The sequence below is a fragment of the Metabacillus dongyingensis genome, from assembly GCF_019933155.2.
Taxonomy (GTDB): domain Bacteria; phylum Bacillota; class Bacilli; order Bacillales; family Bacillaceae; genus Bacillus_P; species Bacillus_P dongyingensis.
In genome coordinates this window covers 3,177,314-3,203,301 of sequence record NZ_CP082944.1, presented here as the reverse complement: position 1 = coordinate 3,203,301, position 25,988 = coordinate 3,177,314, and the positions used below count along the sequence as shown (strand labels likewise).

General features: G+C 37.1%; 23 protein-coding genes. 16 read left to right on the top strand and 7 right to left on the bottom strand.

The window, feature by feature from the left end; translation table 11 throughout:
• Nucleotides 1-20 precede the first annotated feature (20 nt).
• The 4 genes from K8L98_RS15630 (at nt 21) to K8L98_RS15615 (ending at nt 4,745) form a co-directional block, all read left to right on the top strand.
• A complete protein-coding gene (locus tag K8L98_RS15630) occupies nt 21-1,334 on the top strand; it encodes an MFS transporter (RefSeq protein WP_223435985.1) in 1,314 nt (437 codons plus the stop codon).
• 34 nt (nt 1,335-1,368) lie between these two features.
• On the top strand, nt 1,369-2,358 hold the full coding sequence (locus tag K8L98_RS15625; protein ID WP_223435983.1) for an ornithine cyclodeaminase family protein: 990 nt from the start codon (nt 1,369-1,371) through the stop codon (nt 2,356-2,358).
• A 150-nt stretch (nt 2,359-2,508) separates the two neighbouring features.
• Nucleotides 2,509-3,420: an SDR family oxidoreductase gene (locus tag K8L98_RS15620; protein ID WP_223435981.1), complete on the top strand. Its 912-nt coding sequence runs from the start codon at nt 2,509-2,511 to the stop codon at nt 3,418-3,420.
• A gap of 503 nt (nt 3,421-3,923) precedes the next feature.
• Nucleotides 3,924-4,745, top strand: coding sequence for a squalene/phytoene synthase family protein (locus K8L98_RS15615; RefSeq protein ID WP_223435979.1), 822 nt, complete (start codon nt 3,924-3,926; stop codon nt 4,743-4,745).
• Between the two features lie 670 nt (nt 4,746-5,415).
• Here the strand turns inward: K8L98_RS15615 and K8L98_RS15610 are convergent.
• Nucleotides 5,416-6,336, bottom strand: coding sequence for a S66 peptidase family protein (locus K8L98_RS15610; RefSeq protein WP_223435978.1), 921 nt, complete (start codon nt 6,334-6,336; stop codon nt 5,416-5,418).
• A gap of 374 nt (nt 6,337-6,710) precedes the next feature.
• Nucleotides 6,711-7,595 (bottom strand): AraC family transcriptional regulator, encoded by an 885-nt coding sequence (locus K8L98_RS15605; protein WP_240549796.1) that lies wholly within the window; start codon nt 7,593-7,595, stop codon nt 6,711-6,713.
• A 118-nt stretch (nt 7,596-7,713) separates the two neighbouring features.
• Here K8L98_RS15605 and K8L98_RS15600 point away from each other — a divergent pair, with 118 nt between their 5' ends.
• Complete coding sequence (locus tag K8L98_RS15600; RefSeq protein WP_223435976.1) at nt 7,714-8,658, top strand: EamA family transporter; 945 nt, start codon at nt 7,714-7,716, stop codon at nt 8,656-8,658.
• A 503-nt stretch (nt 8,659-9,161) separates the two neighbouring features.
• On the opposite strand, the gene K8L98_RS15595 is transcribed toward K8L98_RS15600, so the two are convergent.
• On the bottom strand, nt 9,162-10,067 hold the full coding sequence (locus K8L98_RS15595) for a DMT family transporter (protein WP_223435974.1): 906 nt from the start codon (nt 10,065-10,067) through the stop codon (nt 9,162-9,164).
• 455 nt (nt 10,068-10,522) lie between these two features.
• Between K8L98_RS15595 and K8L98_RS15590 the strand changes: the two genes are divergently transcribed.
• The 4 genes from K8L98_RS15590 to K8L98_RS15575 all read left to right on the top strand — a co-directional run bounded on the left by K8L98_RS15590 (nt 10,523) and on the right by K8L98_RS15575 (nt 13,752).
• Nucleotides 10,523-11,146, top strand: coding sequence for a TetR/AcrR family transcriptional regulator (locus K8L98_RS15590; protein WP_223435973.1), 624 nt, complete (start codon nt 10,523-10,525; stop codon nt 11,144-11,146).
• Nucleotides 11,147-11,220: 74 nt separating this feature from the next.
• Complete coding sequence (locus K8L98_RS15585; protein WP_223435971.1) at nt 11,221-12,105, top strand: ABC transporter ATP-binding protein; 885 nt, start codon at nt 11,221-11,223, stop codon at nt 12,103-12,105.
• 6 nt (nt 12,106-12,111) lie between these two features.
• A complete protein-coding gene (locus K8L98_RS15580) occupies nt 12,112-12,909 on the top strand; it encodes an ABC transporter permease subunit (protein WP_223435969.1) in 798 nt (265 codons plus the stop codon).
• 45 nt (nt 12,910-12,954) lie between these two features.
• Complete coding sequence (locus K8L98_RS15575) at nt 12,955-13,752, top strand: ABC transporter permease subunit (RefSeq protein ID WP_223435967.1); 798 nt, start codon at nt 12,955-12,957, stop codon at nt 13,750-13,752.
• A gap of 358 nt (nt 13,753-14,110) precedes the next feature.
• Here K8L98_RS15575 and K8L98_RS15570 read toward each other — a convergent pair whose 3' ends face one another.
• Nucleotides 14,111-14,368, bottom strand: coding sequence for an HPr family phosphocarrier protein (locus K8L98_RS15570; RefSeq protein WP_223435965.1), 258 nt, complete (start codon nt 14,366-14,368; stop codon nt 14,111-14,113).
• Nucleotides 14,369-14,802: 434 nt separating this feature from the next.
• Nucleotides 14,803-15,792 carry an NAD(P)-dependent alcohol dehydrogenase gene (locus tag K8L98_RS15565; protein ID WP_223435963.1) on the bottom strand — a complete coding sequence of 330 codons (990 nt, stop codon included), beginning with the start codon at nt 15,790-15,792 and terminating at the stop codon, nt 14,803-14,805.
• Between the two features lie 314 nt (nt 15,793-16,106).
• Here K8L98_RS15565 and K8L98_RS15560 point away from each other — a divergent pair, with 314 nt between their 5' ends.
• Entirely contained in the window at nt 16,107-16,595 is a 489-nt protein-coding gene (locus K8L98_RS15560; RefSeq protein WP_223435961.1) for a DinB family protein, read from the top strand.
• 179 nt (nt 16,596-16,774) lie between these two features.
• On the opposite strand, the gene pdxR is transcribed toward K8L98_RS15560, so the two are convergent.
• Nucleotides 16,775-18,145: a MocR-like pyridoxine biosynthesis transcription factor PdxR gene (pdxR, locus tag K8L98_RS15555; protein ID WP_223435959.1), complete on the bottom strand. Its 1,371-nt coding sequence runs from the start codon at nt 18,143-18,145 to the stop codon at nt 16,775-16,777.
• A 91-nt stretch (nt 18,146-18,236) separates the two neighbouring features.
• On the opposite strand from pdxR, the gene K8L98_RS15550 reads away from it, so the two are divergent.
• The 6 genes from K8L98_RS15550 (at nt 18,237) to K8L98_RS15525 (ending at nt 24,719) form a co-directional block, all read left to right on the top strand.
• A complete protein-coding gene (locus tag K8L98_RS15550; protein WP_223435957.1) occupies nt 18,237-18,809 on the top strand; it encodes a GNAT family N-acetyltransferase in 573 nt (190 codons plus the stop codon).
• A gap of 792 nt (nt 18,810-19,601) precedes the next feature.
• Nucleotides 19,602-20,276, top strand: coding sequence for an HAD hydrolase-like protein (locus tag K8L98_RS15545; protein ID WP_223435956.1), 675 nt, complete (start codon nt 19,602-19,604; stop codon nt 20,274-20,276).
• 69 nt (nt 20,277-20,345) lie between these two features.
• The gene (locus K8L98_RS15540; protein ID WP_223435954.1) at nt 20,346-21,209 is read left to right on the top strand and encodes a pentapeptide repeat-containing protein; all 864 of its coding nucleotides are present in this window, start codon (nt 20,346-20,348) and stop codon (nt 21,207-21,209) included.
• Between the two features lie 321 nt (nt 21,210-21,530).
• The gene (locus K8L98_RS15535; protein ID WP_223435952.1) at nt 21,531-22,574 is read left to right on the top strand and encodes an SDR family oxidoreductase; all 1,044 of its coding nucleotides are present in this window, start codon (nt 21,531-21,533) and stop codon (nt 22,572-22,574) included.
• 309 nt (nt 22,575-22,883) lie between these two features.
• A complete protein-coding gene (locus K8L98_RS15530; RefSeq protein ID WP_420828795.1) occupies nt 22,884-23,624 on the top strand; it encodes a DUF2935 domain-containing protein in 741 nt (246 codons plus the stop codon).
• 342 nt (nt 23,625-23,966) lie between these two features.
• A complete protein-coding gene (locus tag K8L98_RS15525; RefSeq protein ID WP_338037046.1) occupies nt 23,967-24,719 on the top strand; it encodes a metallophosphoesterase family protein in 753 nt (250 codons plus the stop codon).
• Between the two features lie 65 nt (nt 24,720-24,784).
• Here the strand turns inward: K8L98_RS15525 and K8L98_RS15520 are convergent, their stop codons facing one another.
• Nucleotides 24,785-25,885: a GerAB/ArcD/ProY family transporter gene (locus K8L98_RS15520; protein WP_223435951.1), complete on the bottom strand. Its 1,101-nt coding sequence runs from the start codon at nt 25,883-25,885 to the stop codon at nt 24,785-24,787.
• Nucleotides 25,886-25,988: the final 103 nt, after the last annotated feature.

Here is a 25,988-nt window from a genome sequence, read left to right as displayed (position 1 = left end):
AAAACGGAGAGGTGTCAAAAATGGCTCAAAACAAAGGGGATAAAAAAATAGCAACAAAAGCCTTGATAGCCAGTTTAATAGGAAGTTCTATTGAGTGGTATGATTATTTTTTATACGGAACAATTGCTGCACTTATTTTCAGCAAGTTATATTTTCCATCAGGCGATCCGGTTGTCGGATTAATGCTTGCGTACACATCCTTCGCTCTTCCCTTTTTCATTCGACCGTTAGGCGGAGTAATTTTCAGTCACATTGGGGATAAAATTGGCCGGAAAAAGACGCTTGTCATGACACTATCATTAATGGGAGGAGCCACTGTATTAATTGGCTTGCTGCCTACATATGAAGCGATCGGCATATGGGCTCCGATTCTCTTAATCGCTTTGCGCTTAATTCAAGGTCTTGGTATTGGCGGTGAGTGGGGGGGAGCACTATTATTAGCGACAGAGTATGCACCTCCTAAAAACCGGGGATTTTTCGGCAGTATTCCACAAATGGGTGTCACGATCGGCTTGCTGCTTGGAACATTATCGATATCTTTCATGACTCTATTGCCTAATGCACAGTTTGAAGCCTGGGGGTGGCGGGTGCCGTTTATTTTAAGCGCACTGTTAGTATTTATAGGATTATGGATTCGAGGCGGCATAGACGAAACTCCAGCATTCAAGGAAGCAAAAGAATCAGGCAATATTTCTAAAGTGCCTCTTATTGACACGTTCAAATATCATTGGAAAGAAGTTCTTATTGCAGTAGGGGCCAAAGTAGTTGAAACAGCACCATTCTATATTTTTGGAACATTTATTATTTCATATGCTACCGGCACTCTTGGGTTTGAAAGAAGTTCTACATTGAATGCCGTTACAATCGCAACTCTGGTCACAACAATCATGATTCCGTTTATGGGTAAATTATCAGATAAGGTTGGCCGTAAGCCGCTGTATATAGGTGGAACCGTAGCCATGATCCTATTCGCCTTTCCGTACTTTTACTTACTATCATTAGATTCTGTCCTATGGTTAACAGTGGCAACAATCATTGGACTAGGTATTATTTGGGCACCTATTACTGCAGTATTGGGAACGATGTTTTCAGAAATTTTTTCAACAAGTGTCCGCTATACAGGTGTAACAGTTGGGTATCAGCTGGGGGCTGCAATTGCCGGCGGTACAGCTCCACTTATTGCAACGGCATTGCTGAGTGCATATAATAATTCATTTGTTCCCGTTGCTTTGTATATCATCGCTGCGGCAATCATCTCATTAATTGCGGTTTCTTTTACTCGTGAAACTAGACCAATCGATACGGATGGGAAACCCCAAAGCAAGGCCATGTAAAAAATTACGACCTAATAGACCAAGGAGTGAAAAAATGCTGTTATTAAATGAACAGAAGATCACAGAGTTGTACTCCATGGCAGATTGTATAGATGATGTAGAAAAAGCATTCCGTTATGGACGGGAAGGTAAAACAATTGCTCCAATCAGGATGTCTATCCCTCATAAGAAGATGTCAGCAGAAACGCTATATATGCCTTCGTACATTGAATCAGAGGACTACACTGCCGTTAAGATTGTAAGCATTTTTCCTAATAATGCTAAACAAGGGAAAAAAGTGCTCCAAAGCATTATTTTATTAACAGATGCGATTACAGGAGAACACGTAGCGATGATGGATGCCAGTTACTTGACCATACTCAGGACCGGAGCATCAAGCGGAGTTGCCACAAAATATTTAGCACGCGAAAAATCCAGGATTTGTGCTGTTCTGGGCTGCGGTGCTCAATCGCTGGGACAAATTCAAGCTATTATGGCTGTCAGAAATCTGGACGAGATCATCCTTTATAACCGCACGATAGAAAAAGCAGAACAATTAGGTGAAAAACTTCGTGCACTTTATCCCAATTGGAATGGAAACATTGTTTTTAATAGTGATGCAAACAAGGCTGTTGAGAAAGCTGATATCATCATTTGCAGCACCAAATCTACTACCCCGCTGTTTAATGGGAACCTGCTAAAGCCAGGAACTCATATTAACGCGATTGGCTCGTATCAGCCGCATATGCAGGAAGTCGACGTTCACACGCTGAAAAAAAGCGGCAAAATCGTTGTTGATACCATTGAAGGAGCGCTTCATGAAACTGGAGATTTTCTAGTTCCAATGAAAGAGGGATCTTGGAGCCCTCAATCTATTTACGGTGAAATTGGGGAAATCATTTGTGGAGAAAAAGAAGCTCGAATGAACGATGACGAGATTACATTTTATAAGTCCGTTGGGATTGGCTATCTAGATACGATGGTTGCTGTTCAAGTTTTTAAAAAAGCGATTGAAGCTAGTGTGGGTGAAAGCTTTTCCCTTTAATAATAAGCAGAAACAGGAGCTCCAGTTTGATAACTGGAGCTTTTCCTGCGGTTTGTAAAAAGAAAAGTGAAGAAATCTATATAATCTATGACAAAAAATGTCGTGATTATTAATTATACTTAAAGTATTACCTAAAAGGAGGTTCAACAGATGAAACCTTTAAAAGACAAAGTAGCACTGGTTGCGGGCGGAACAAGGGGAGCGGGACGAGGAATTGCAATGGAACTTGGAGCTGCCGGAGCGACTGTCTATATTACCGGCCGCACTACCCGGAACCAAATTTCTGAATATGGACGTCCGGAAACAATCGAAGAGACGGCTGAATTAGTAACTGACTTAGGCGGGATAGGTATTCCGGTTCAAGTTGACCATCTTGTTCATGAACAAGTGGAGTCATTGTTAAAAAGGATAGAGATGGAACAGGGAAGATTGGACATATTGGTCAATGATATATGGGGAGGAGAGTATTTAACGGAATGGAACAGTCCAGTATGGCAGCAGTCTTTGGATAAAGGATTTAGACTGCTTCGACTTGCTGTTGATACTCATATCATCACAAGTCACTATGCGCTTCCTTTACTGATTAAAAACAAAGGAGGATTAGTGGTAGAAATGACGGACGGAACAGAAGAATACAACAACAGCCATTATAGATTATCGCTCTTTTATGATTTAGCCAAAAGTTCAATCATTCGTATTGCTAAATCCCTGTCACATGAGCTCGCACCATATGAATGTACAGCCGTATCTGTAACACCTGGCTGGATGCGTTCAGAAATCATGCTTGAAGAGTTTGGAGTGAAGGAAGAAAATTGGCGTGATGCATTAGAAAAAGAACCTCATTTTGTCATTTCTGAAACTCCGCGTTTTACTGGAAGGGCAATCGCAGCAATTGCTAATGACCCTGACAAAATCAACATGAGCGGTCAATCTTTCTCAAGCGGACAGCTTGCAAAAAAATACAAATTTAAAGACATTGACGGTTCCCAGCCGGACTGCTGGAGGTATATTCCTGAGGTTCAAGAGGCGGGTAAACCTGCAAACGCAGAAGGTTATAGGTAGGTTAATACTCGAAATGAAAAGTACTACTAAAGGAACGCTTGAGATTGAATCAAAGCGTTCTTTTTTAAATTATCAATAAATTTTAACTGAAAAACAATAAAACATATCCTAAAGTAAAAAGATTGGAATGAGGTGCTTTAAGAGGCCTGGTCTGACGGAGAAGGTAGTTAAAGGAAAGAAGCCTGCTTTTTACGAATTTCAAACAGTTCGAAAATATAAAAAACAGGTAATAACCGTTGCACGGTCAGATTTTCTCGAAAGTATAAAAAAAGCACAAATAATAGTTTAAAATGATGGAAGACTAATTGCATTTAAGAGTTAGGCATGAATATGTTGTTTAATGGTAAAAAGAGATTATTTTTGTAAAAGTCAATAAATACATGATAGACTTCTTATGAAGAAACTAGGATTTTATGCAGCTAATCATCCTAACACTACTTGCAATTATTGAAATTAATGAAAGGATTTAATAAGACTAAAAAAATAAAGGAGATAGTACAAATATGAGTGAAACAATAAATTTACATAGCGACGCGAGAGACATGTTAATGGCAACAAGCCGGACATTCTTTATTCCTATAAGTCTTCTATCGCCAGGATTAAGAGAAACGGTTACATCCGCCTACTTATGCATGAGAGCCATTGACGAGATTGAAGATCATCCTGAACTCCATGCTGAAACCAAAAGCAATCTATTGCGTTCAATCAGCCAACTCTTGCAAAAACCTTTTAATAACAACGAGTTAATGGATATTTTTCTTCCATACAACTCCCTTCTTCCGGATGTTACCTTACGTCTTGGTGATTGGATCAAGCTTTGTCCACCGACAATTGTAGAGGATGTTTTGAATGCAACATCCACTATGGCGAAAGGGATGGCTGACTGGGTTTTAAAAGAGTGGCGGATTAAGAGTGAAGAAGATTTGAATCAATACACTTTCTACGTGGCTGGTTTGGTTGGAGTCATGCTCTCAGATATTTGGAAGTGGTATGATGCTACTGAAACAGATGAGACTCTCGCCATAGCCTTTGGCCGCGGCTTACAGTCCGTTAATATTCTTCGTAACCGCGCTGAGGATTTAGAGAGAGGTGTAGATTTCTTTCCCGATGGGTGGGAGTTAGAAGATATGTTTATGTACGCACGACGTAATCTAGCTCTTGCTGACGTTTACTTGGAGAATATTAAACCTGGTCCTATCCTTAATTTTTGTAAAATCCCGATAGCTCTCGCACATGGTACGCTTGATGCCTTGATGGAGGGAAAGGAAAAAATGAGCAGAACTGCTGTAACTGAAATAGTTAGTAAAGTAGTAAGCAAACAGTAATCCGAAAAAGCTAGGAAAGCACTTTCTCTTTAGATAACTAGGATAGGTTATCATTTGAAGAAATAGCATTGCTGAATAATCTATTTTTCCTTGATCGAAATAGATTCTCTAAATACTGCCGTGGTGCGTACAACAATAATAAAGAGTTGGCGTTGTCGTTTATTAAAGGGGGTTTTTCTGGAATATCCATGCGGCGTGGATGTTCCAGAACGATCTTCAATTAATTGGGCGTTTCCGCAGGAAGCGTCTTTTTTACTTTGCTTATATATGAAGATGGACTACTATTATTAGAAATAATGAGAGCCTTATTTTAAGGAGGAAAACATGAATTTAGAGCATGAGTTTTACCTTATTATTTATAACAACCAATGTAAAAGATTTTTGGATGTATAGAGAAAAAAACAATAGTGTAATTGACTCTGTTGTAATACATGATGATATCATTCAATACATTTATGTCTCGTTAGAATGAATTCCCAGTAAAAATCCAGCATTGCTAGGAACTCCAAATGGTCTATTCCCCACTCAATATCAATAGGATTTTTAGTTTGCCAATTAATACGCTTCTGAAAGGGATCTGGGAATTCATTGTTTCTATGTGCTGAACAAGGTTGAGGAGGGGTTTACTGAGATTGCTGATCATTCTGGCTGAACCAACTCCTTCATATCGCTAAGTAACGGTTGGTTCAAGCACAGTCAATATTGTATCAGTCGAATTGAGATTAACATTAGCACCTATTGGAATAGCAGCTTTATAAAACCCATGCCCTGAAGCAAGATTGATGATCAGTGGTTTTCCTATAGGGACTAACAATAAATTAATTAAATCTTCATAAGTTGTATCATAAGATACAAGGCAATTCGTACATTCTCCCATGATAATGCCAAGACAATCTTGAAATTTACCTGACATCATTAATTGAGTCAGATACCGAAAAATCATTGTAGTAGGTGCATGTGTGTCTTCTAAAAAAAAGATTTTACCTTGTGTATCTATTTCATATGGAGTACCAAGGGTATTGACTAAAGAAGTTATATTTCCACCCACTATTGGACCCGTTACATTTCCCGGCACTAAACTCTTCAGGAGAATATCTGGCGGGTTTTGAATAATTCTGGGAGAATTCAATGTAGAAGTTGCTTCAAAGAATTGATTGAAATTATAAACGGGTGTCTCTATTCTAAAATCAATCAGCATTAGACTATGGAACGTTATTAAATTACTAGATAGATACAAACTATTTAGTAATACGGTTATGTCACTATAGCCAGATATAATTTTAGGATTCTCTCTTATGACATCAAAATCCAGGTAAGGAAGGATGGTCTGAACCCCAGTTCCTCCTCTTGTTGATAGAATCATATTGACACTTGGATCTTTAAACATATTCATGACATCTTCGGCTCTTTGCTCAGCTGGTGCAGCTGTGATGCCCTCATAAGAATAAACGTGCTTCCCAAAAACGACATTATAGCCCAAATCTTTCAAATATTGGACTCTGTCATTTATAATTTTTGTATCAAGAGGGCTGCCAGGCGTCACCAAACCAATCGTATCACCTCTTTGCAGCAACGGAGGTCTTATTGCCATATTTTCCTCTCCCTGTATTCGCTTCAATTATTATTTACGATAATAAAAGGTATTAGAAGGTGATCTGATATATGTCATATTAATGAAAACTACTGATTAAGCACTTCCGCTTTAAATGCACAGTACGACTATACTCACGTTAAATTTCAGTATGTTGCGCCATTAAATGTCCAGATTGTTGAGGAGAGCTGGAAGAATTAGAATACTAAGGAAGAATGTTTGTGAAGGATTACACTTAAACTCGCGAAGCTGGTTAGTTCAAGTAAGAAAGAGACCGAAAAGTTCCAAGAAAGACCCTCCTATTAAATATTAAGCCGTTCTCTTTAGTGTTTTAACACATGAAAAATTGAATGAACAAAATAACATTCAGATAATTACCCATTTTTATACTTTTTGTATGCTAACGGTGTCATGTTTATAGACTTCCGGAACTTATCAATAAAATAGCTTGTACTATTAAATCCTACTTGATAGGCAACATCTGTGACATTTGAATCTGGTTGCAGTAGTAAGACTAAGCTTTTTTGAATTCGAAAATCTGTTACGTAATTCAAAGGTGTTTTCTTTAACATTCGCTTGAAATATCGACAGCATTCCGATCGGCTCAATTGTCCGGCTTTTGCAATATCATCTAACATGATTTTCTCAGCATAATGTAGATGTATCCAATTTAACATTTGCTTCATTCGATGATTCTTTAACATTTCTGTCTGTTCGTACTCTAATTTGAAGCCATTAACGATTAAGTTTTGCCAAATGAACGTTAGCTGTACGGTGATGTCAATTTCGTAGTATGGTGGCTTTTGTTGAATCAATTGATTGATTTTTATAATGGCATCTAAAATGTTTTTCTCCCAAAGTTCCTTTGTATTTAAGTGTAAGTAAGATAAATTAGTCGCTTGAATATAGGGATTTACATAAGTAGTATAGAGTTCTTGTGATAAAACAAAATGCGGAGAAACGTTTAAACAAATATAAACACACCCGGAAAGATTTTTTTCTTCCGCCATGTGCAGACAGCCACTATTTATAAATATCCCCTCACCTTCACGAACCTCTGCTTTTTCTTCATTTATTTGAAATATGGCTTCTCCTTTTATAATTAGAACAAATTGAATTTCATCATGCCAATGAAGTGGTATAAATCCATTAATATTTTGGTTAATCGTTGTTTCGTAACATGCAATCGGTAACACAACGGTACGATGTTCTGTTAATTCTTTTAAACTTTGGTCAATCTTAAAATCTTTTATTTGCATATTACCGCCTCAATATATTTATATTTTCACATTCAATTTAGGTATTATTTAACTGATTTTTCACTTATTATGACAATATTATAACACTATTTTTGTATTTAAAGGTGGAGAGCTAAATATGAATAGAAGAAAAGGATTATTTCTCGTTATTACGGGTGCGATTTTTTGGGGTATTGGGGGCACCGTTGCACAAAAGCTTTTTCATCAATACGCAATCAATGTAAATTGGCTTGTAACTATACGATTACTTATAGCAGGCCCTTTACTCTTGACCATTCAATTTTTTGGCAAAGACCCTTCTCAGATACTTGGTGTATGGAAAAGTAAAAGGACTGCTGTTCCGCTGATTATCTTTGGATTATTGGGTATGCTTGCCGTTCAATACACGTATATGGCATCCATTAAACACGGGAATGCTGCTGTCGCAACGCTATTGCAATACTTAGCGCCTGTCATGATTATTATTTATTTAATTTTACGCAAACAATCCGTTCTAACAAGAAAGGATTTAATAACAGTTTCGCTTGCTTTGGCTGGATGCTTTTTCTTATTAACCAACGGCTCAATCTCTCAATTATCTGTGTCGGCACTTGCAATAGTTTGGGGTATTTTATCTGGAATAGCGTTAGCCTTTTATACGTTATATGCTGTTCCTTTACTGAAGCAATACGATTCCCTTGTTATTGTTGGCTGGGCTATGATTATTGGCGGTTTTGCCATGAGTTTGATTCACTCACCTTGGCAATTGGACTATAAAAGCTTAACATTAGAGGCTTATTTATACTTAATTTTCGTTATCGTATTTGGTACTATGATTGCTTTTTGGTTTTATATCGAAAGTTTACAAAGTCTGTCGCCAAAAGAATCGAGCTTTTTAGGTAGCATAGAACCACTGGCGGCTGTTCTAACAACAGTCTTTTGGCTAAGAGAATCCTTTGGAAATTTCCAATGGTTTGGTACTGCTTGTATCATTGGAATGATTGTTTTATTGGCTTTGAATAAAGATTCTTCTTCAAAATCTACCCAGCAGTCAAAAATTAAAAAGTCCCTTAAGGTAAGCTAATTTCGCTCTAATCAAAATAAAAGAAATGTGAATAAAGGATAAATAATGGACTTAAAAGAAAAGATGAGATTGGGTGTAGTATACTGTGATTTTGAACCTGAATTGGTAAAGATCGAATTGATGAGTGGGTGCTCCCTGCAAAGAAATTAAAAATATCTAGAATTGTAAGGCTGCTTATCAATGTTTAGACCAACTATACCGAAAAATTTTAAAAGGACATTTTAAGAAAAGGGACTTCCACATAAATAAACGGTAGAGCATTAAAATTCAATGCTCTTTTTATTTTGGTCAGATTTTGTTGTCATAACAGCTTCAAAAAAATTCATTTCTTCTTATTGAATGAAAAGGTGCTTTGCTAACAAGCACCGCAGTAACTAATTGTAAAATAATGAAGACAATCGGGGAATGTTTGATGGCTTGGATATTTTTTTCTCTGCGATACACGTAATAATGTGAAAAAATCTTTGAGATAAACCCAAAGATCCATACTATAAAAACTAATGTTAATCTTGTTGATGAACAACAGGAGAATTCGCACTTTTATATTTTGACTTATTCGATGAAAGATAAACGCCTGCAAAAATAATTAGCAGTCCGACAATTATATTTGGAGTAATCGTTTCTTCCAGCAGGAAATAACCCCAGATTATAGCCGAACCAGGAATCATGTAAGTGACAGTTGCTGCTAACTCAGGACTGCCGTTTTTATTGATATAGAAATAGATCAGTTGTCCTAGCCCTGAACCGAAACAGCCAAGACCGATTACCGCAAAAAACGGAAGAGGATCAAGGAGCAAATCAAGTTTGAACGGCTCAGTAAGCAGCATCCCGATTAAACCGACAAGAGCACCAGTAAGTAAGGTGGAAGTTGTTATAACCAGCACCCCTATCTCCGACAAAAAACGCTTTGTTAACTGGCCGGCAAGTCCGTAGCAGATGGCGGCAGCAAGCATTGTCCCAATTCCAATAAAATTCTTTCCGAAAAGCTGGCCGAATTGGAAATCCATCAGCATAAGTATTCCGAAGAAACCAATTAATATGCCAATCCACTGACGGCTGGTAAGTCGATAAGAAAAAAGAATAAATCCAATAAGACCTGTCCAAATCGGCGTAGTCGCGTTCAGAATCGAAGCGGTCGTACTGTCTATCACAGTTTCGCTTAAAGGTATCAAGCCCCATGCCAAACCACAGTTAAATATACCAACAACAATTAGTGCTTTCCAAGGCAGCCTCCCTTTGATTTCTCTGCGTCTCCACACTAAAACCGGCAGCAGGATGATTGCACCTGCTATACAGCGGAGAAACACAATTCCCCATACACCAGCTGGCGGAAGCAGCCATTTCATAAAAACAAACGATAAACCCCAAATTAAACTAAGCCCGATTAGGGCTCCATACAGTCGAAGCATGAATTGCCTCCTTTCTTCATTCTTATTATGACAAATTTTGATGAAAAATTCATTTTGAAATCTTGCTCTCTTATTTTTACGGATGTGACAACGTGAAGGAACCTGATGAGCTTGTTTTGATTAATCTTTTTCAAAATAAGCTTTTTTCTTTTTGCTCTTGTATAAAGAATTAGATCGTTAATTTAATCAAACTTTATTCAAAGGTGCAGTAAGGGAATGAAAGTTATTGCTCGAGGAACGGCCATAATATGTTTTGGATAGGCTTTTATAACGGCCCCATAAAGAGGAAGTGAATATCCCGGAAATACCTACAATGTTTCTAAGCAACAATTTCATTTTTTTGTAAAAAATATAGCTTGAACACCATTGACCAGAGAGGTCAACGGGATTACAATGGTGTTGACCGGTATGGTCAACAACCTCGCATTAGCTAATGTAGAAAGAGGGCTGCCAAGATGTTTTCGAAATTTTTGAATCTGGATAAGGAAAAACAGGACCGCATCATAAATTCGGCAATGAAGGAATTTGCCCAGAACGGTTATGATAAGGCATCGACAAATGAAATCGTCAAGGAAGCGGGAATATCAAAGGGTTTGTTATTCCACTATTTCCAAAATAAAAAGCAATTATATTTATTCTTGTATGATCATATGGTCGATATTCTAATGGAAAAAATTATGGAAAAAATAAATTGGGATGAAAAAGACATTTTTGCCCGCTATCGGCAAATCGCATTGCTGAAAATTGAGATATATCAAATTTACCCGGAAATGTTGAGTTTCGCCAAGTCAATTTATAAAGACTCCTCTCCTGCAGTGAAAATTGATATAAACCGCAGGGGGAAAGAGTTGTTCGAAAGTTCCTTCAATAAATTATTTTCCGATATTGATCTTTCCAAATTTAAAAAAGGGATTGAGATCAAAAAAGCGATTAACATTATAAATTGGACATTGGAAGGGTTCGCCTATCAATATCAAGAAAAAGCATTGGCCCTATCTCTGGAGCAACTCGATATCGAAGAGACAATGGCAGAAATGGAAGAGTACCTGAAAATATTAAGAAATTCTTTATACGAATAAGGGGGTGATCAATCCTATTACAAAATTGGCCATTCCGCATAACTGATTGAGGAGAGAAAAGGGAGGTAAGATAAATGAACGTTATAGAAATAAAGAATCTAACCAAAACTTACGGCAAGGCAAGAGGGATATCCGATATTAGTTTTAATGTTGAACAGGGTGAGATTTTCGGGTTTATTGGGCCAAATGGCGCTGGGAAGTCGACAACGATCCGAACGCTGTTATCTCTCATCTATCCCACAAGCGGCAGTGCAACTATTTTTGGAAAGGATTGTATTCAATCAGGTCCTGAAATTAAAAAGGAAATAGGCTATTTACCGTCAGAAGTTTTTTATTATGACAATATGAAAGTAAAGGATTTATTAAAATATTCGGCCAGCTTCTATAAAAAAAATTGCAGTAAAAGAATAAAAGAGTTGGCTGAAATCATGGATTTGGATCTCAATAAAAAAATAGATGACCTCTCTTTAGGAAACAAAAAGAAGGTCGGTATTGTTCAGGGGCTGCTTCATGAGCCTAAGCTGATCATTCTCGATGAACCTACGAGTGGACTTGATCCTCTGATGCAGCAAAATTTCTTTGAATTGCTTGAGGAAGAGAATAAAAAAGGTGCCACAATACTTTTTTCATCTCACATTTTAAATGAGGTACAGCGTTTATGTAATCGTGTTGCCATTATTAAAGAGGGAAAAATCGTTACAGTTGAAAAAATTAGTACATTACAAGAAAACACCTATAAAAAATTCAAAATTGAAGCAAAGTTAAAGCTTGAACCAACTTATTTTAATTTAACGGGTGTCAACAGTTTAGAGGTGAAAAATAATGTTGCCAGCTTTATATTTAAGGGAAATATCAATACGGTCATGAAAAAAATAGCCGACATTGAAATCACGAACCTCTGGATAGAAGAGCCGGACCTTGAGGAGATTTTTATGCACTACTATGAAAAGGAGGTCTAGGACGCTATGAATATATTTTTTCATGAATTGAAGGCGTATCGGAAGTCTACGATCATATGGTCGCTATCGTTAATTGTGATCATCGTTATTTTTATGTCGATGTATTCTTCCTTTAAAGAGGATGCAGAAGATTTTATGAAAATTTTGGAAAGTTATCCGGAGGCGATAAGAAATGCACTTGGGTTTAATCAAGGGAATTTCTTTACTATTCTAGGCTTCTATAGCTTCCCATTATCGTTTATTACTCTTTGCGCAGCAATCCAGGCAATGAATCTCGGTACTTCCATTGTCAGCAAAGAAGTCCGTGAAAAAACCGCAGACTTTTTGCTCACGAAGCCAGTTACCCGGACTGAAATTTTGACAGCCAAGTTATTGGCAGCATCGGTTTCGATTGTCATAACGAATATCGTTTATTTCGCTGCAGCGAGCTTTGTGGCATTACAAGTCAAGACCGATGATTTTAGCTTGAAAACTTTCTTTTTACTTTCCCTTACGATTTTTTTCATTCAACTGATTTTCCTGGCTATAGGAATTATCATTTCCGTTATGGTCCATAAGATCAAATCCGTGCTGCCCGTCTCGCTTGCTACCGTCTTTGCTTTCTATTTTCTGGGAGTGTTCAGTGATACGAAAGACGATGAAGTGAAACGTTATTTTTCACCATTTAAATATTTTGACACCGCCTATATCATTAAACATTCCGGCTATGAAGCATCATTTTTGATTGTAGGTGCAGTGATTATTATTCTTGCCATTGCAGCTAGTTATGTCGTCTATACCAAGAAGGATATCCATGCTGTATAAGAATTTTGGCTATGCATATGGAGAGCTATACGGAGGGGTGGGGTCATGAATATATATTTAAAAGAATTGAAGTCTCATCGAAAAGCGCTTATCTTTTGGAGCATCGGTGTCTTTCTTGTGGTGGCATCTGGAATGGCTAAGTATTCTGCCTATTCATCTTCTGGCCAATCGATAAATGATCTGATGGGTGATATCCCAAAATCACTGAGGGCTGTATTGGGTTTCAGTACTTTGGATTTATCGAAGGCCAGCGGCTACTATGGTATGCTCTTTCTCTATTTGTTATTAATGGCAACTATCCATGCGGCGATGCTTGGAGCAACGATTATTGCCAAAGAAGAGCGGGACAAAACGTCAGAGTTTTTATTCGTAAAGCCAGTCTCAAGAAGTACCATTATTACCGCAAAATTATTGGCAGCATTCACCAATGTCGTGATCTTTAATCTCGCAACATTCGCTTCGTCCGTTATTCTTATAGGGAAATACAGAGGGGATGAGGCGGTTAATGGTGAAATTGCCATCTTAATGGCGGCGATGTTCATTTTGCAGGTCTTGTTTATGGTAATAGGCAGCTCGCTTGCTGCTGTCAAAAAGAATCCAAAATCGGCTGCATCAGCAGCTGCTGGAATCCTATTACTTGCTTATATGTTATCAATCGTTATTGATTTGAATGAGAACATTGAAGGCTTAATATACTTTACACCATTCAAATATTTTGAAGCGAAAAATGTCATGTATGGCGGCGGTTTCGAAGCAAGCTTTATCATGTTGTCTATAGGGCTAATTGCGGCCCTTTCGATTATTACCTATGTTTTTTATAACAAAAGAGATCTGAATATATAGCACAAAGAGACCGAGATTTTCGGTCTTTTTTTTAATGTTTTTAAACCGTTGGGCCACATAGGCTCAGATTTATGATTTATTTAATAAAAATAATTTCTAAAAACTAAATACAAAGGAAAAAATGTTTATTCCTTTGTTCAATAAATAAGGAGGAGTAAAATTGGGATTTTCGTTTATGCCAGGTTATGGCTATTCGTAAATTTGCATAATAAATGTTAACAGGAAAGATCAGACTGAAGATCTTGAGTAGAAGCAATAAAAATAACAATGTAAAATAGAGGATACTCATCAAAAAAAAGCCTTTGCTCAACGGGAGCAAAGGCTCATTAGCATGTTAGGGGTGTATGTCTTTCTTAACTCAATCTAATGATGTTAAAGTTTTAATTACTTGTTGGAGAGCTTCTTCTTCATCCCGTCCGGAAGCTTCTAATTTTATTTCTGCCTTGTTTTGTATTCCAAGTGATAAAACACCCAATATGGACTTCAAATTAACCTTGCGTCCATTATAAGTTAGAAAAATATCAGAACTATAACGAGAGGCGGTCTGAATCAATTCTGTAACAGAACGTCCATATAACCCCCCTATACTGTTCAGTTCAACTGTTTGTTGAATCATATAAAGACCTCCTTAACTCATATTTTTTAGGAAGGAAAAGAAAAACTCCCTCTGTCTTATGTATGAATCTTTTTTCTGAATCATGTTAATTTTTTTTGTGTAGCAGCCTATTTCATTTCATCATCTATTTTTCAATGCAGTGCAGTGCTTTGAGAAAAACGGCAATATATTAACATAGCAAAAATCCCAGCTTTTGATTAAAAAGCAGGGATTTTTGCATCTTATTAGACTTAGGGAAATGGATAAGAATTGGTGATTATTCAAGAAAAGCACCCGTGCTTAAGATAGCTTGATGTTATCATAATTGAAAATTCGCTTTTGTGTTTCCATTGTTTCCTTACCCATAATCAGAAACCCTGTTATATAGAATTTCTAGGGCTGCATCAAATGAATTTCCTATGCCCTGATCGTTGAAAGAATAAATAGTGTTTCATTTAGTAGGATTTGTTGTAATGTTCCACATTTATGACGACATTTCCCTTCTTGTGTCCTTTCTCGACATATCTATGAGCTTCTACTATCTCTTCAAACGCATAGTATCTGTCAATGACTACTTTTAACTTCCCCATCTCAACAAGTTCTTTAAGGAAGTTTAGTGCTTCGGAAGTTTCAGGTAAATTTTGACCCAATATTAGTTTCTTGCTGCTTGTCAATTTAGTCCATAGCATTCGAACACCTGGTAATGGTTCAGTGACATTTAAATAGGTACCGTCCTTCTTTAACGATTTCATACAAGCTGAAAACGAACTCTTGTTTACTGCTTCAAAGATCACATCATAAGGCTCACCCTTATTAGAAAAATCTTCTGCAGTATAATCAATTACCTGATCGGCTCCCAGAGATTTTACCAATTCTAAATTCGAGGTACTGCATACCCCTGTAACGTTTGCTCCGAAATACTTGGCAATCTGTACTGCATAACTTCCTACACTTCCTGAAGCACCATAGACAAGGACCTTTTGACCGCTTTGAATGTTAGCTTTTCTAAGATAATACAATGCTGTGCGTGCCCCAATTGGAATAGCAGCGGCTTCCTCATAAGTTATATTGGAGGGTTTAAGAGTTACTGGTCCATCTTCAGGCAGACACCTATATTCGGCATAAGCACCAAAACCCACTAGGGAAGCAGCAAAAACCTGGTCACCTTCCTTAAACCTTTTGACATCTTTCCCTACTGACTCAACTTCTCCAGCTAACTCCATACCCAATATCTCTTTTTTGGGTTGTCTGAAACCAAGTGTAATTCGGGCAGGGAGCCAAAAAGCGGGAGGAACTGTAAAACTCCGTGACCGAATATCTGCTACTGTTACGGTTGTTGCTTTTACTTTTACCAGTATTTCATTTTCCTTCGGAATAGGTTTTTTTACATCTTTCAATTGAAGAACGTCGGGTGGACCGTAGTTTGTATACACAATTGCTTTCATTTATTTTCCTCCAATTTGTTCTATTCATTCATATCTGCAAACACGAATAAAAAGAACGATATTTTCACTCTTCAATAACTGTTTTTAATCTATCCTGCGACGTTAGTCCAATACGTAATTTCCTGTTTTTCATAAGAGATATCAAACTCATCCCAGTTAATACCACAAGCAGGTTAATTGAAGAAGGAGATAACTATTTTATCTAGAACAAGTAAGGATCAAAGAGATTTTCAAGAAATGTTCTGGGTTCTTTGTTCGACTAAAGTAAGATTATATTCAATCATGAAAAGAAATCACTCGAATGGAGGAATATCATGCAAACCATGTTCCGTTACAATTGGTTGGTCAGGGAAGAATGGTACCGCTGGTGTGAGGACGTATCAGTGGAGGAACTGCAGCGTACCCGAACAGGTGGAGTCGGGGGGATTTTACATACCCTCTTTCACATTATCGATGTGGAGTGGAGCTGGATTCAGGAACTGCAGGGAAAATCAGGTTTTCAAGAAAGTTTTGAAAGTTACAATGGTTTGGAGAAGGTCCGCAAACTGGATGCGGCGTTCCGACCGGAAGTGGAAGAGTTTGTACAGTCCTGGGAGTTGAGTATGGAAACTCGCCCATTTTTCGACCCCCGACCCAACGGGACAATGGATGTCGATGCGTGGGGTGAAGTCATGCGCCACGTAATCGCACATCAAATCCACCATGTTGGGCAGTTATCGGTCTGGGCTAGAGAAATCGGCAAAAAGCCTGTGTCAGCAAATCTTATAGGCAAAGGTCTGATTAACCCACAATTGTTAAGCTAACGGATATAATAGATAGTTCAATTAACCGCCTAATCAGGAAGGCGGTTTACTTTTGGTCTAAAATCAGCATGAATATACGAACAAAGTCAAAAAAAGCTTTCCGTTATTTCTTAAATCAGCTAACGGGTGCTTCACATTATAAGGTTAACCGGAAAAATCTGAATAACCCTATAAAAATGCTAATTACTTAAGCTTTTTTTCCATACTGCAGCTAATAAACTCACACCTTTCTGAATTTCGTCCAGGGATGGTGCACCATATCCCAGCATAACTTGATGACTTGGTTTGTGAAGTTGATACATTGTGGAGACAGCATCGATTTCAACTCCTTTTGACTTCGCTAGCTCTATTGCAATAGATTCATTTAATCTATCTGGTAATTGAACAATGATATGTAAGCCTGCTGCATCTCCCATGATTTCAAATTCTTCTCCTAATTGGTTAGTTATGCTTTCAATTAAACAGCTTCTTTTTGCTCGATATAAAGTTCTCATTTTTGCTATATGTCCCGTATAATGTCCTTCTGCCATTAATTTTGCGACGACTTGCTGATCGATTCTTGAAACGGTAGATTTTTGATAAGTATTGAACTGTTCAAAGTCCGATTGAAGAGATGCTGGCATAATAAGATAACTCATACGAAGCGATGGTAATAATGTTTTTGAAAATGTACCAAAGTAAAGGACCCGTTCAGATGAATCTAAATGGGATAATGTTGCAATGGGTGCCCCTTTGTAACGAAATTCAGAATCATAGTCATCCTCTATAATGTAAGCGTCCTGTTTAAGTGCCCATTGTAATAACTGTATCCTCCTGGCTGCGGACATAATTGCACCGGTTGGATATTGATGAGCTGGTGTTGTGTATAATAGTTTAATTGTCTCATTAGGCACACAACAGCCTTCCTCATCCACAGAAATCGGATGATATTGCAGCTGTAATTGCTCAAAAACAGATTTTGCCCGAATAAATCCTGGTTCTTCTGTTCCGATAGCTCCCCGATTAAAAAACAGACATACATTCATTAACTGTTGCTGAAATCCACTAAAAATATACACTTGCTCCGGCTGACTAGCTAACCCTCTAGCTTGTTGTAAATACCGTGCAATTTGCAAGCGCAACGCATATTCTCCTTGCCACGGTGCATTGTATCCGTTGAATTCATTAAGCTCCTTTCGATAAAGCCTGTTCCATAGTTTGAAAGGGAAGACAGCTGCATCAACCTGGCCATTTTTAAAATTAATAAAATGCTCAGGCTGCTCCGGTTTCTTCAGAGAAGTCTGAGCATTTTCAGCATAGTGCCATTCATCTTCAATTTCCGAAACAAAATATCCTTGCCGTTCAACAAAATAACTGTAGCCTTCACTCTGCAGTTGTTCGTAAGCCATTTGTACAGTCATGATACTTATGTTTAATTGTTCAGCCAATCGTCGTTTAGCAGGAAGCTTAGAATGAGCTAATAGTGTTTTTTCCAAAATCGCTTGTCGAATTTGTTCATAAATTTGCATATATTTTGTTTTATCATCCGTTAGCAGAATTTGAAGTTCCATTTCATCATCCCTTGGTATTATAGTAAAATTCATTTTTGGTTATTTTTATCATATCAGAAAAAGGGTTTAATAGATCCAAGGAGTGATGAAAATGAAAAAATTAGAAAATAATGTTGTGCAGTTAATCCCAATGGAACTTGAACATGTCGAAAGAATTTATGAAGCAGCGCAAGATAAACGTATTTGGGAGCATATGTCGGTTGATTTAACAGAGAAAAACTGCGTACTTCAATATGTTCAAGATGCCTTGCAAAAACGTGAGCATGGTACTGATATTGCGTTTGTAATTGTAAATAAAAATACAGAGAAAATAATTGGTGCTACTTGGTTTCTAGATATTTCAAAACAACACAAATGCCTTGAAATTGGTTCAACTTGGATTAACCCTAATTTTTGGCGAACAAATATCAATACGAATTGTAAATATTTATTATTGAAATATTGTTTTGAAGAACTGCACCTTAACCGTGTACAAATAAAAACAGGACATGAAAACTTCCGTTCGCAAAAAGCGATAGAGCGGATTGGAGCGGTAAAAGAAGGCATTCTTCGAAATCATATGATTCGAAAAGAAGGGATCATCCGTCATACTGTCCTGTATAGTGTCATTAAGGAAGACTGGGCAAAGGTGAAAAAGCATTTCGAAGGACATTTACTAAATTAAGGGACACAGTTAATTAAGAATTATAAGTGTCTTATTTAATAATTGGGAGCTATTATGCAATCCAGGACACAGCTGCTGCAAAACGATCTTCCTCAATCGGGAGCTTTACACGTATAGATGACAGTGTTTACTGCTGATGGCAGTGTTGTAAATGGAAATACTGACATTCATAGTAAAGGTGATTATACAAATGAGGCCTGTTACACCTCATTATTTCAAACGATATTATCCTGGGGTGTTTTTGTCGATGTACTAAATAAAGGCTATGAGGAGAACAGTTTGCAGCTGTGGTTCAATAGATCAGTAAAGCTTTCCTTCATTATTTTCTGATGATCTCACCCGGAAAATTCATTCTATTCTTACCGCTATATAGCATGCATACCTACAGCATAGAAAATCATTCGTTACAATTAACCTAGTTTACATTTAAAAGGATATATGAAGCTTTTTTTCCTTCATAATTGATTAATTTAGTTTGTGTTTGAACCGTTCTAAATACAGAGATAACTTACATGAATCATTTGAAACATCTAAGAGGGCGAAATGGTATAATTATCAATAAAAGGATGAGGTTGTGCTGGAAAGAATTACTCTATATATCCCACATGACTTATCTATCTAAGAGAGAAAATAAACACAGATGGAAAACAGTGTAGAAGCTCTCATTCTATTAGTTTTAATCGAATTTCCTTTTTGTTTAAGTGTTATAGGTTTTTTTCATATTAAGAGAATATAAGAAGAGAAAAAAAAGATTGAGGCTGCATGAAAAATTGTAAAAAAGGAGCAGGAATCATGTCTACAGCAGTCATTTTTGATATGGATGGCACACTTTTTCAAACCAACAGGATTCTTGAATTGTCACTCGAAGAAACATTTGAGTTATTAAGGGGAAAAAATCTGTGGGATAAAGAAACACCGATAGACAAATATAGGAGGATAATGGGTGTTCCGCTGCCTGCAGTGTGGAAAACGCTCCTCCCCAATCACTCTATAGATACAAGAAATCTGGCCAATGATTTTTTTCAAAAGCAATTAATAAGTTATATTCATTCGGGCAGGGGAGAATTATACCCGAATGTGGCTGAAATATTTCGAAAACTAAAAAACAATCATTTTCCTATTTTTATTGCCAGTAATGGGCAGACAGAATATTTGGATGCAATTGTTCATTATTATAGTCTTCAAGAATTGATTACAGAAATGTTCAGTATTCAGCAAATAGCATCACAAAACAAATCGGAGTTAGTCGGCAAAATCGTTAAAAAATATAAACTGAAAAAAGGTTTTGTGGTGGGGGACAGGCTTTCAGATATTTTGGCCGCCAAAGATAATAATCTAATTTCAATTGGCTGCAGATTCGACTTTGCACAGGAAGAAGAACTTTCTCAAGCTGATTATATAATTGATGATTTGCTGAAAGTTGAGGAAATTATCAGCAGCTATCATTCAGATACGCTATCAATTTGAGTCTCTGGATGTCATCTTTGAATGGAGCTATTGATTTATATAAGATATCTTTAAAAGGAAGTATTCAAAATGGTTAATTTAATAAACAATAACGATCAACTTAATTTAAATTCAGACTGTGAAAACTGCTTCGGGTTGTGCTGTACGGCTTTACCTTTTGCACAATCTGCTGATTTTGCACTCAATAAAGATGGCGGAGATCCTTGTCCGAACCTGCAAGCAGATTTCAGGTGCGGAATTCATCGGAATCTTAGACAAAAAGGATTTAGGGGATGTGCTGTTTATGAATGTTTTGGCGCTGGACAGCACGTATCTCAAGTAACTTATGAAGGGAATGATTGGCGGGATCATCCAGCAGCTGCAAAAGAAATGTTCGAAGTATTTCCTATTATGCAGCAGCTTCATGAAATGCTTTACTTCTTAAATGAAGCCCTTAGTTTAGAAGAGGCTAAATCTATACATAAAGATTTGCAGGCTGCGCTTGATGAGACGAAATCACTGACTTATTTAAGCCCTAAGTCTATCCTTGATCTAAATATTCAATCACATAGAATGGCCGTTAACGAGTTACTTTTGCGTACAAGTGAATATGTAAGGGCAAAAGCTGGCCAAAAGAAAAAAAAGAATCAAAAAAATAAAAACCATAAAATAGGAAGGGGCAGTGACCTTATCGGTGCAAATTTAAGAGGTGAAAATCTTAGAGGAGCTAATTTAAGAGGAGCTCTGCTTATTGCCGCGGATCTCAGAGACTCTGACATGAGATTGACTGATCTAATTGGTGCAGATTTTAGAGACGCTGATATAAGAGGTGCAGATCTTACAGAAAGTATTTTTCTCACCCAGCCACAAATGAACTCGGCAAAAGGCGATAGGAACACTAAATTACCAGGAACTTTAAGGGTTCCAGATCATTGGTTTGAAAATGGAAGGTAATTTAATTTCATGAATGATGACGGCTTAAACCTGATCTGATTAACGAGTGTAATTATGGGAGCACTCTTATCTAACTACTTTTAATATTGAAATGAGCCATAAGGCTCTTTTTTTAGAATGGTTATATTTTCAGCTGTTTATTTACAGCTTTATTTGTAATGCTTTATTTTATATGACCAGTTAACATAAGTGTCATTCAACAATCGCACCTTTCTTAATTAATGTCATGATTTTTTCAATCTATCCGTATCTTTTTACTAAGGAAAATCGTTTGTAAATTGAAAGGTTTTTTCAGACTATTTAATTGAATGGGGGAAAATCATGAAAGTCCTTATATTGGGCGGTACACGTTTTTTAGGAAAAGCTTTAACAGAAGAAGGATTATCAAGAGGGCACGAAATTACCTTATTTAATCGCGGCACAAACATTGAGGCTTTTCCTGGAGTGGAGCAGCTGGTCGGAAATAGAGACAGTGATGTATCACAACTGAAAAACCGGAAATGGGACGTTGTAATGGATACATGCGGATTTGCTCCTAATCAAATTAAAAAAATAGCAGCCGTACTCGGGGATAACATAGAGCATTACACATATATCTCAAGTATTTCTGTATATAAAGATTGGATTCCCAACAATATTAAGGAACACTATCATTTACAATCCTTGCCGGCGGATAAATTGAAAGCCGTTGAGGAGGGAACAATTTCTCCTTACGAGTATTACGGGGCGTTGAAAGTACTATGTGAAGCAGAAGCAGAAAACCATTGGCCAGGGCGTGTTTTGCATATAAGAGCAGGACTGCTTGTTGGCCCGTTTGACTATACAGATAGGCTTCCGTACTGGGTTAAGCGTGTAGCCAAAGGTGGAGAAGTACTGGTGCCTGGTCGGAAAGATCGACCAGTTCAGTTGATTGACGTAAAAGATATAGCAGTGTGGGTGTTCAATTTGGCGGAAAAAAGAAAGGCAGGGACGTTCAATGTAACAGGCCCGGAAAATGAATTGAGTATAGAAGAGCTATTAAACACCTGTAAGGCTGTTACAAACAGTGATGCGGAATTCATTTGGGCAGATGAACAATTTGTATTGGAGCATAAAGTACAGCCATGGACGGAAATGCCCTTGTGGATTCCGGAACACTACCCGATAGAGGGTGAAACAGAACCATGGAAAGGCACTTTTTCCATAAGTATAGAAAAAGCTGTTAACTCTGGCCTTTCCTTCCGGCCTCTTGCTGATACTATTAATAATATATATCGATGGGAGAAAGAAAGAGAGGTTAAAGAACTCAAAGCGGGGATCTCTCAAGAAAGAGAGCAGGAGCTTCTGGAGTCTTGGTTTCAAAAAGTGAAAAAGAAGACAGTGTGATGGGAATCACATGCCTGCTTGCTTTTTTTTGTCCTCAGCAACAAGAATAGATCCAAAAGTAAAAATTTTAATAAAGAATTTAAATAGGCCTGACAGCTGCAGTTGAATCAATCAAACAATTCTAGGACCCCAAGCGGGTTCTTTTTTATTTACTAAGGAGAAATCACCTTATTATCATTCATAAATTTAAGTGGAATAATAAATAATTTCATACATTTATATATAAGTAGACTTAAAAAATAAGAGGTGATCATCCTGGCTTTATTTAATGAAAAGGCTGCCTTTGAACATGGATTTTGGCTTAGGATCATGGCGGATCATTCAACATTTATATTAGAAGCATTGGCTGAGAAGGAGAAAGGTGAGATCGCAGCTGCGAAACGTTTTGTTGAAAGCTTTAAAGAACTCAGAGATAGAGCAAATAGCAGCAGCGAGTATAAGACATTAACACTCGAGGCGGAAAAACTCACTGAGGAGTTAAGGAAATTTAAGCTGGATATTCTAAAAAAACAATTGACAAGCCAATTTGTTATTCATTTAACTCCAACTTTTCTAAACCATATGGTAAATGAATTAGAGGAATATCTATTAATCATTCAATACTTAAAAAAAGGAGAAATACCGCCTGTTTTTCACGAGCTTCATCACCATTTATTATGGACAGTGGATGCAGCAGGCCACGCCGGAGCCATATCTGATTCCCTGGATGCCGTTGAAAAGAAATTAAAAAATAAGAGTGATGAGTTTACGAAGCATTTTGAACAATTTTACCTGAAGGCAGTAGAATTAACAGGTTATTTAAGGACTAACCTCAATTCCTTTCCCGCATTGTCCAGAATGAACAAGGACGTGAAGCTTGAGATCGAGTTGTTTCAATTATTCCTGAGCGAAATTGAAGAATTAGAAATTTCAAATCAGATGCTGAGCTCATTCTCGGCACTTATGGCAGACCATATGATGAGAGAAGAGTGCTATTACCTGATAAAACTGGCAGAATCATCTAATACTGAGGTGCCAAACTGCAGTCCTATTCACTCAGATTTTCATTGAATGAAGATTTTCTGGCTTTTTCGAACAGGAAAAACAAGAAAAAGAGGCTTTAATTTAGCCCATTTAATCCTCTCTTATCTTTTTTTAATGTAAAAGAGACAAGCCTAGCTCCACAATAACAGCAGCATTATGAGCAGCTCGATTAGAGATTTCAATAATCTATCAGGAATTATAAAAAAATCTTATCGAGCATCCAAGCAGAAAAAGGATATGTTATCTTTTCCTGATTTATAAGCAGCGTTTCTCCATAAAGGAAGAAGCACTTTTTTTACATAACGATAAGCAGGGATAAAGAAAAGAAAAAGAAGGGATTGATTGGCCATAAGTGGAAAAATACTATAAATAAAGTTATACGGGGAGTCGATTCACATCAAAAGAATTTTAGCGATAAGTGATATACACGGATGTTACGATGAATTCCTAAAATTACTGGAATTGATAAAATACAATCCTGCAAACGACCAATTAATTTTGCTTGGTGATTACATAGATAGGGGACCAAGGAGCAAGGAAACCCTATCCGAGGTCATGAGCCTGGTTGACGAAGGAGCAATTGCTCTCAGGGGAAATCACGATCAAATGTTTTATGATTGGATTCAAATAGATAATGAACGAAATGATCTTCATTTTTTTAGAAACGGCGGTTATGCAACGATTACAAGTTATGTCGGCAGCGGGTGGTTTAAAGAAATTGGCTATGATAATGATTTAGTAAAAAAAGCAAAGCGGCTCATTCAAGATCACGATCAAGCTCATTTGGAATTTATCGAAAAACTTCCTTATTTTTATGAAAACGAAGATTATATCTTTGTCCATGCTGGAATTAATCCTAAGCTGAAAAATTGGAAACTGACGGATGAACAAGATTTTATGTGGATAAGAGATCAATTTTTATTTAATGATCATACACATAAGCATACAATTGTACATGGACATACACCTAATACCCTTATACATAAAAGCAATGATATTTATATTGGCAATAATAAAATAGGAATTGATGGCTCATGTGCATATGGAGGTCAGCTTAATTGCCTGGAAATAACAAAGGACTCCATAAAAAAGCATCATGTTATGAGCAAGAATAAAATATAGTTTTCTATTAAAGCAGTTTTGACAGCTGGAACGGGAACTCAGGAAATAAGGAACGTTCACGTTCCTTATTTTCTGAGTATTTTTGTCCGGACTGCATTTATTACTAATAAGAGTATCGGAAGAACAAGTCCGTAAGTTGAAGCATATAATGGCCAAATTTCCGTATCAAATGTGGCTCTTTGGATTACATCGGGATGGACGATTAATGAAAGGGATACGGCAATCATTCCAAATGGAAGCGTAAGGGGCCTGTAATCTTTCATATTCAATGTTTTTGCAAGTCCTACCACAGATGCGTAAAAATAAATCGTTATCTTAAAATAGATCGTTATCATCCACATAATCGCCAAAATGGCTTCTATCCGCTGCAGAAAATTCCCTATGTTTATTTTTTTGGCTAATACATAACTTGAATACATATGTCTTGCGCTATTTTCAGGGCCTAAAACTAAAATAGCTAAAAGGATAATGATGATTAAACAGAGTCCTCCTATGAGAATGCCGCTTAATAGAGTTTTTTCAGCTTCCTTTGGCCGATTCACTGAAACTGGGAAAATCATTAATACGACAACCAAAGGTAATGAAAAAATACTTAGAAATAGAAAAACTGCTCTGATCATGGGTTTAATCCCAGTTTCAAGTACGGGCTGCACGTTCTGAAAATCAATCTGGGGAGAAATAGAAGCTGCTAAAATAATGAAAAGAAAAATGAAAAATGGAAATAAAATTTCTGCAGCACGGGCCAATGTTTCAAGACCGAGTCGGATTCCCATAATTAAGATGCATGCAAAAAGAATATGTATTGCTTCAATTGGTGTATCAGGCATGATATGTGTCGTTAAGAAATTGCCTACTATGACTAATAAAGAAGTAGTGGAATAAAGTGAAAAAATAACAAATGAGAGAGAGACTGCTTTTCCTAACCATTTACCAAGAAGTTTTTCATTGATTTCAACAAATGTCATATTGGGGAACATCCTGCCAACTGCTATGAATACTGCCACCAGTATTAAACTTAAACCTGTACCGATCACAGCTGCCAGCCATGCATCTTGTTCCACCTCTTGAGCAAGACTTCCAGGAATCACCAAGATGGTAGTGCCAATAGTAAATAATATAACTAGTATTGCAACTTGCCTTGCACTAATTTTATGATTTTTCTCCATAGTCCAACTTCCTATCGATGGTTATAACGCCTATTCTTGACCTTGTTTTGTTAGATTAAACTCCGTGCAGTATTTAAAGCGTTGAGTATTTCAGATCCTTATT

Excerpts from the sequence above, each read along its gene's own strand:
- K8L98_RS15630 (WP_223435985.1), top strand. The coding sequence starts at position 21 with ATGGCTCAAAACAAAGGGGATAAAAAAATAGCAACAAAAGCCTTGATA.
- K8L98_RS15625 (WP_223435983.1), top strand. The coding sequence starts at position 1,369 with ATGCTGTTATTAAATGAACAGAAGATCACAGAGTTGTACTCCATGGCA.
- K8L98_RS15620 (WP_223435981.1), top strand. The coding sequence starts at position 2,509 with ATGAAACCTTTAAAAGACAAAGTAGCACTGGTTGCGGGCGGAACAAGG.
- K8L98_RS15615 (WP_223435979.1), top strand. The coding sequence starts at position 3,924 with ATGAGTGAAACAATAAATTTACATAGCGACGCGAGAGACATGTTAATG.
- K8L98_RS15610 (WP_223435978.1), bottom strand. The coding sequence starts at position 6,336 with ATGGCAATAAGACCTCCGTTGCTGCAAAGAGGTGATACGATTGGTTTG.
- K8L98_RS15605 (WP_240549796.1), bottom strand. The coding sequence starts at position 7,595 with ATGCAAATAAAAGATTTTAAGATTGACCAAAGTTTAAAAGAATTAACA.
- K8L98_RS15600 (WP_223435976.1), top strand. The coding sequence starts at position 7,714 with ATGAATAGAAGAAAAGGATTATTTCTCGTTATTACGGGTGCGATTTTT.
- K8L98_RS15595 (WP_223435974.1), bottom strand. The coding sequence starts at position 10,067 with ATGCTTCGACTGTATGGAGCCCTAATCGGGCTTAGTTTAATTTGGGGT.
- K8L98_RS15590 (WP_223435973.1), top strand. The coding sequence starts at position 10,523 with ATGTTTTCGAAATTTTTGAATCTGGATAAGGAAAAACAGGACCGCATC.
- K8L98_RS15585 (WP_223435971.1), top strand. The coding sequence starts at position 11,221 with ATGAACGTTATAGAAATAAAGAATCTAACCAAAACTTACGGCAAGGCA.
- K8L98_RS15580 (WP_223435969.1), top strand. The coding sequence starts at position 12,112 with ATGAATATATTTTTTCATGAATTGAAGGCGTATCGGAAGTCTACGATC.
- K8L98_RS15575 (WP_223435967.1), top strand. The coding sequence starts at position 12,955 with ATGAATATATATTTAAAAGAATTGAAGTCTCATCGAAAAGCGCTTATC.
- K8L98_RS15570 (WP_223435965.1), bottom strand. The coding sequence starts at position 14,368 with ATGATTCAACAAACAGTTGAACTGAACAGTATAGGGGGGTTATATGGA.
- K8L98_RS15565 (WP_223435963.1), bottom strand. The coding sequence starts at position 15,792 with ATGAAAGCAATTGTGTATACAAACTACGGTCCACCCGACGTTCTTCAA.
- K8L98_RS15560 (WP_223435961.1), top strand. The coding sequence starts at position 16,107 with ATGCAAACCATGTTCCGTTACAATTGGTTGGTCAGGGAAGAATGGTAC.
- pdxR (WP_223435959.1), bottom strand. The coding sequence starts at position 18,145 with ATGGAACTTCAAATTCTGCTAACGGATGATAAAACAAAATATATGCAA.
- K8L98_RS15550 (WP_223435957.1), top strand. The coding sequence starts at position 18,237 with ATGAAAAAATTAGAAAATAATGTTGTGCAGTTAATCCCAATGGAACTT.
- K8L98_RS15545 (WP_223435956.1), top strand. The coding sequence starts at position 19,602 with ATGTCTACAGCAGTCATTTTTGATATGGATGGCACACTTTTTCAAACC.
- K8L98_RS15540 (WP_223435954.1), top strand. The coding sequence starts at position 20,346 with ATGGTTAATTTAATAAACAATAACGATCAACTTAATTTAAATTCAGAC.
- K8L98_RS15535 (WP_223435952.1), top strand. The coding sequence starts at position 21,531 with ATGAAAGTCCTTATATTGGGCGGTACACGTTTTTTAGGAAAAGCTTTA.
- K8L98_RS15530 (WP_420828795.1), top strand. The coding sequence starts at position 22,884 with ATGGCGGATCATTCAACATTTATATTAGAAGCATTGGCTGAGAAGGAG.
- K8L98_RS15520 (WP_223435951.1), bottom strand. The coding sequence starts at position 25,885 with ATGGAGAAAAATCATAAAATTAGTGCAAGGCAAGTTGCAATACTAGTT.